Here is a 4,786-nt window from a genome sequence, read left to right on the forward strand (position 1 = left end):
CCGTCAACCTCGGCGTGCCGAACACGCAACGTCCGAAAACCTCACAAACGCACCATAATCCTTAGTTCAGAGAAGCCGGGGTGAACCGCAGCTTCCTCTACCGTCACCGCGACCTGCACGCCGCGGTGCTCGTCAAAGCCGCCGAACCAACCACCACCAGGACCGGCGGCCCGAGTGCCAGCCGGCCGTCACTCATCGCCGACCTGGCCAACGCCCACGACCGCATCACCCGTCTGTCTCACGAAAACACCCAACTCCGCCAACGCCTGTCCGAGCAACTCGGCGAGCAGGCGTGGCGAGAGTCCGGCCTCGGTCCCCCAGACGACATCGACCGGCTCCACCGCCGCATCACCGAGCTCGAACAACACACCGCAGAACAACGCCGTCAACTCGCAGAACGCGACGACGAACTCGACGCCACACGAGCCACCAACCGCGAGCTGATGACCCGCCTCAACCGGCCACACCCCGACGGGCGTAACCACTAGACCCACACCTGTGGCCCACACTAGAGTCTCGCCCGACGACGCTTGGCATGCACATACGAGGTCGGCTCCCGGCCGCAGTCGCGTCGGACCCCGAGAGAACCTTGGAAATGAGACGCCGCCCGGACCATATCCGGATCCAATAAAAACCCAGGTCGAGGCGTCTCACAAGTTAATTCCACAATCCCGTGTCACAACCTTCGTGCAGACCTGACTTTCAGTACGCCCCTGGAGATGGATTTGGGGTACGCACGGATAACGACGCCCAAACAGGAACTCGCGCGGCAGATCGACGCGCTCACCAAAGCCGGGATCAACCCCCCGGCGAACGTCTACGCGGACAAGAAATCCGGGGCCACCACCGAACGTCCCGAACTGCAGCTACGTTCGAACGGGCGATGCGATCGTGGTGCACACCCTCGACCGGCGGCCGCACCGTCCGCCTCCAGGGGAGGCTCTCGCACCGGCCTCGCGGCGATCGCTACAAGAGGTCGAAGTACTGCGAGCGAGCCTTCACGGCATGAATGAGCAGCTCGTTCCCGCTGTCGAAGCGCAGGACAACCAGTTCCAGGAGCCGACCGTTCGGGTCGAAACCCAGCCGGAACTCGCGCGCGGGGTTGTCGTCGTCCAGACCAGCGGTATATACATGATGCACTGCCGCGTAGATGCCATCGTTTTCGCTGATCCCGTGTTTGAGCGCGGATTTATGCGCCTTCACGCGACCTGGGTCCAGGCACGCACCGCTTCTCGAATCGCCTCGGAGCGGGAAACATGCTCCTGCTCGGCACGGGCGTTCAATGCCTTCAGCAATGCCTCGTCCATCCGTACCGGCACCACCGCGCCGGGGCCGTCCCCCACGGTCGGCCGGCCGCGTTTGCGCAACTTTTCGACGTCGTAACCGGCCTCGGCCTCGTCTGCCCACTTCTCGATCATCCCGTCCGTGACGGGCGCTCCGTTGATCGTCTCCTCAGCCATGCCCATTATCGTAATACGAAAATAGATTCTAGGCCACGATCGCCAACCAGGCCCCAGGGGCGGTCGATCCGAGTGATACCTGCCGCTCCCGTTCTTGCGGTCCATCGAGCCCGTCCTTGCGGTCCATCGAGCCCGTCCCGGATACAAACAAAAGCCCAGCTAGCAGCTCGAAAATTGGTTCTACGTTCCGTGTCACAACATCGCACAGACCTAACTTTCGGCACTCTCGTCACATGGAGTTGGGGTACGCCCGGGTGTCGACGAGCAAGCAGGACCTGACGCGGCAGATCGACGCGATCCGCAAGGCCGGGGTCGACCAGGCGAGCATCTACGTGGACAAGAAGTCCGGGGCCACCACCGAACGTCCTGGATTGCAGGCGCTGCTGGGCTACGCCCGCAAGGGCGATGCGATCGTGGTGCACACCCTCGACCGGCTCGGCCGCACCGTCCGCGACACCCTCAACCTGATCCACGACCTGCACCAGCGCGGCATCGGATTCCGAAACCTGGCCGATCCGATCAAAATCGACTCGACGAACCCGGACGACCCAATGGGGCAGTTGGCGGTGGTGCTGCTGGCGCTGTTCGGGCAGATGGAACGCACCTACGCGCTCGAGCGGGCCGCCCATGCCCGCACCGTGGCCACCGAGAAGGGACGACGCACCGGTCGGCCCAGCGTGGTCACCGACGCCCAACTCGCCTACGCCACCCAACTCCGGGCCGGCGGCGCCACCATCGCCGAGATCACCGACAAGACCGGGCTGACCCGCTCGACCCTCTACCGCCATCTCCCGTCTCGTCCGCCGGAGACGCGCACCCCGGACACCCCGCAACCCGAGAACAGGACGTCCCCGCCGCCTGTTGCTGCGTCTTCGTCACCGGCGACCGGACCGTCGGCCTGTCCGACCTGCGGATACGAGCCCGCCACCCGCCGGGATCTCGTCCCGCACCGCGCCGATCTCGCCATCGTCTGGTTGCACCTCGGCGATCTCGGCGACCTGCGCGAGGCCCGGCACTGCGCCCGCTGTCAGCCCCACGGCCACGTCCTGGTGGTCAGCTGCTCCCGGTGTGGGGACGGTCCGCTGGTCACCGGCACCGATTCCGGCACCGACGAAATCCCGGCGGCGGTGCGGGGCTGGCTCGCGCAACAGGACTGGGTAGTGGAGTCGGACTTGTTGTGCCCCAAGCATTTCTGAACCTCAGCGGGTTTCGCGGTCGTCGAGCAGGTGCTGCAGCCGCCGGCAGGTCGCTTCGTGCCGTTCGGCTTCCCGGTCCCAGCCGCGAGTGCGGGCGTCATCGATCAGGACCTGCTCGGTCGCCAGGCGCGCCCTGATCCGCGGCGCGTACTCGGTGGTGGTGAGGAACTTCGGACAGGTGAGGATCAGGTCGCACTCGCACGGGCCCTCGGCGGGCAGCCGCAGGCAGTGACCCAGTTCGAGTTCGGTCTTGAGGAAGTTCGTCTTCAGCCAGTCCACGGTGTCGTCGTCGAGAGCGTCGTGCAGGAGGGCGTCGGCGGCCGGGCCGGCGATCCGGTGCCCGTCGGCGAGGGCGGTCTCGTATTGGCGCCGGATCTCGGGATCGGAGATGCGGCTGTAAATCATGGACATTGTGGCACTGCGATGGCCGAGTATTGCCATGATCGTCTGGATGCGGGCACCGCCCTCGGCGAGCTGGGTGCCGAGGGTGTGCCGAAACCTGTGCGCACTGACGGTCGGGGATCCTCGGTCGTCGACCAGACCCGTTGCCGCGCAGACGGTGCGGAATGCCTCGTCGAAGAGGGTTTTGCCCGAGAGTAGCTTGCCGCGCCGAACGAACACGTAATCGACCCGGCGGCCGGTGACCTCGTCGATCCGGGCGATCGAGCGTTGTGCCCGGGCCAGGCTGGTGGCATGCTCGAGCGCCGTGGCGGCGTCCGGGTGCAGCGGGACGATCAGTTCGGTGCGGCCTTTGCCGACCGGGATCCGCAGCCGTGGATGCCCGCCCGGATAGGTGTCGAGGCAATCCCAGGTCAGTCGGCGGATTTCGTCGCGTCGGGCCCCGGACCACCGCAGCAACAACAGCGCGGCCCTTTGCAGCGGGTCGGCCAGGTCGTCGACCGCGGTCATGATCGCATCGAGTTCGTGTTGCGGAAGATACCGGGGAATCGACTCAGGACGCCGCGGTGTGTCACGGGGGGTCAGCAACGGTCGTCCGGGCACCTCCGCCCATCCCCAGACCGCGGTGTCGCGGCAGAACCCGGCGATCGCGTTGAGTTCGTGCTTGACCGTGGTCGTCGCCAGCGGCAGACCGGTGTGTTGGCTCGGACAGGTCGGCAGCCACCGCATGTACTCTTCGATGGTCGCGCGATCGACCTGCGCGAAACTGCTGACCTGCGGGTGATTCTCGCCGAGCCAGTTGACGAACCGGCGCAAAGCCTGCCGGGCGTTGTGAACTGTCTGCGGCCGATCGAGCTTGGCGTCGAGCCGCAGTTGTAGGTATCGCTCGATGACCGCCCGGATCTTGGGCGGGCACGGTTCGGGGAGCAGTCGGTCGGTCCAGTTTTCGATCGTTCGCGTGCCGATGCGTGGTGCTGCCGTGACCTGGCCGACGTTGTACAGCAGCACATGGGTGGCGTGCAGGTTCGCGAGGTGATTGCGGAGGAACCCGCGGTTGGCGTCCGGATCATCGTGAAACTGGCCGTTCGCGAACAGGGTCCGGCGCAGAACATTGAAATCGTCGCGTGCGGCGAAGTCGCGGATGGCCGACCCGAATGCGAACAGATCGGCGGCGGTGATCGCGGTCATGTCGGGGTCGCCGCGGTGGAGCATGACCCGGCCCAGGCACCACGTCAGACTGTTCCGTGCCTTGGCCGGGGCGTGGCCCAGTTCGGTCAGTCGCGCGACCCACTGCTCGAACAATAGGAGATCGACGCCGAGGCCGGTGCTGCCGCTGCGCCGGTCCAGCAGACGTGCGTACTTTCGGCCGAGAAGGAAGTCGAAGTCCAGGCCAACCCCTTGCACCATGGACAGATACACCAGGTATCCGCTGGCGCGATGCGAGTCGGTGCGCCCGTTCGATCGCATGCCCTCGCCGACAAATCCCAAGCGCACCAGCAGTGGCTGCTCGAACCACGCCTCGAGGTTCGGCCACCGCTCGACGAACCGCCGATAGGCACCCATTCGCTCCCACCGGGCCGGCAGGTGGGGAACGTGCGCGTCCACCCACACCCGGTATTCGCTTTCATCGACGTGGCGGCGCTGGACCGGTACCGGTCCAGCGGCTGCCGGCCCGGTCATCGGCGATCCCGCAGCGCGGCCGCGTACTCGTCACGAACCTGCTGGTCGGAG

6 protein-coding genes are annotated in these 4,786 nt (G+C 66.2%); 3 read left to right on the forward strand and 3 right to left on the reverse strand.

The genetic code is table 11. From position 1 onward, the window contains the following. Positions 1 to 80 precede the first annotated feature (80 nt). Both MLGJGCBP_RS46945 and MLGJGCBP_RS46950 read left to right on the forward strand, forming a co-directional pair. Positions 81 to 488 (forward strand): hypothetical protein, encoded by a 408-nt coding sequence (locus tag MLGJGCBP_RS46945; protein ID WP_007297102.1) that lies wholly within the window; start codon positions 81 to 83, stop codon positions 486 to 488. 231 nt (positions 489 to 719) lie between these two features. Beyond that, positions 720 to 1,013 (forward strand): recombinase family protein, encoded by a 294-nt coding sequence (locus tag MLGJGCBP_RS46950; protein WP_007297101.1) that lies wholly within the window; start codon positions 720 to 722, stop codon positions 1,011 to 1,013. Here MLGJGCBP_RS46950 and MLGJGCBP_RS46955 read toward each other — a convergent pair. Both MLGJGCBP_RS46955 and MLGJGCBP_RS46960 read right to left on the reverse strand, forming a co-directional pair. Continuing rightward, positions 967 to 1,203: a hypothetical protein gene (locus tag MLGJGCBP_RS46955; protein ID WP_007297100.1), complete on the reverse strand. Its 237-nt coding sequence runs from the start codon at positions 1,201 to 1,203 to the stop codon at positions 967 to 969. The genes MLGJGCBP_RS46950 and MLGJGCBP_RS46955 overlap by 47 nt on opposite strands. Further along, on the reverse strand, positions 1,200 to 1,460 hold the full coding sequence (locus MLGJGCBP_RS46960; RefSeq protein WP_007297099.1) for a ribbon-helix-helix domain-containing protein: 261 nt from the start codon (positions 1,458 to 1,460) through the stop codon (positions 1,200 to 1,202). Before MLGJGCBP_RS46960 ends, MLGJGCBP_RS46955 begins: the two co-directional genes overlap by 4 nt. Before the next feature lie 233 nt (positions 1,461 to 1,693). On the opposite strand from MLGJGCBP_RS46960, the gene MLGJGCBP_RS46965 reads away from it, so the two are divergent. Beyond that, positions 1,694 to 2,656 carry a recombinase family protein gene (locus tag MLGJGCBP_RS46965; RefSeq protein WP_012686958.1) on the forward strand — a complete coding sequence of 321 codons (963 nt, stop codon included), beginning with the start codon at positions 1,694 to 1,696 and terminating at the stop codon, positions 2,654 to 2,656. Positions 2,657 to 2,659: 3 nt separating this feature from the next. On the opposite strand, the gene MLGJGCBP_RS46970 is transcribed toward MLGJGCBP_RS46965, so the two are convergent. Next, positions 2,660 to 4,735, reverse strand: a complete 2,076-nt coding sequence (locus tag MLGJGCBP_RS46970) for a tyrosine-type recombinase/integrase (RefSeq protein ID WP_148222654.1) — start codon at positions 4,733 to 4,735, stop codon at positions 2,660 to 2,662. Positions 4,736 to 4,786: the final 51 nt, after the last annotated feature.

The sequence above is a fragment of the Rhodococcus sp. T7 genome (assembly GCF_009872365.1).
Classification (GTDB): Bacteria; Actinomycetota; Actinomycetes; order Mycobacteriales; family Mycobacteriaceae; genus Rhodococcus_F.